The organism is Mesorhizobium sp. M7A.F.Ca.CA.002.15.2.1, assembly GCF_003998715.1.
Classification (GTDB): Bacteria; Pseudomonadota; Alphaproteobacteria; order Rhizobiales; family Rhizobiaceae; genus Mesorhizobium; species Mesorhizobium ciceri.
Genome location: NZ_RZPI01001182.1, coordinates 1 through 685, shown reverse-complemented (window position 1 = coordinate 685; position 685 = coordinate 1). Strand labels below are relative to the sequence as shown.

At 64.8% G+C, this 685-nt stretch carries 1 protein-coding gene; it reads left to right on the top strand.

The features are described 5' to 3' along the window. Nucleotides 1-286: 286 nt before the first annotated feature. Nucleotides 287-685: DUF922 domain-containing protein (locus ENZ74_RS33510; RefSeq protein WP_127313371.1), on the top strand; the 399-nt coding region annotated here is incomplete at its 3' end.

Sequence of the window (685 nt, the reverse complement as noted above, 5' to 3'; positions counted from 1 at the left end):
GCATCAGATACGCATCGCCTTTCGGCCCGCCGCAGACCGAGGCCGTCAGCACGCTGCCGCCCTCGTCTTCCTCCATCCTGGCGCTCCAGCCGCCGCACGACGCGGCAAACGCCGGTTGCGCGGCCTGCAGGACCGCTACCGCACCGGCGACGACGAGATGTGCAACTCTCATGGCTTCCCCAACTGCCTTCAGGGCATTTGCAGCGCCCGTCGCAAGCATATAGGAAAAAGCGATCCGATGGCATTGCCCCTTGCGGCAGCCGGTCCTGTTTCGCGGAGAGTTGGATTGAGAGCCTGCATTCGCCTGTGTCTGTCCTTTGCCGCCCTGCTGGCCTTGCCGCTCACCGCTCATGCCGAGTGGAAGCCGGTCGAGAAGATCGAGCCCTACGCGATCTCGGGCCAGTCCGGCGCCGAACTCTACCGCTCGATCGGCGAGAAAGGGCCAAAGCTCGGCATTGCCCGCGCCATCGCCTACACCAATTTCAAGCTGACCTGGGGGCTAAGGGATTACAAGCCCAGCGGCAAGGACTGCGTGCTGACGGCCGGGCGGCCGAAGCTGATCGTCACCTACACTTTGCCGAAACCCTCCCGCTCCCTCCCGCCCGCCGTCCAGAAGAACTGGGACACCTTCATCGCCGGCGTCGCCGCCCATGAGAAGGTGCATGGCGCCAGCATGGTCCAGATG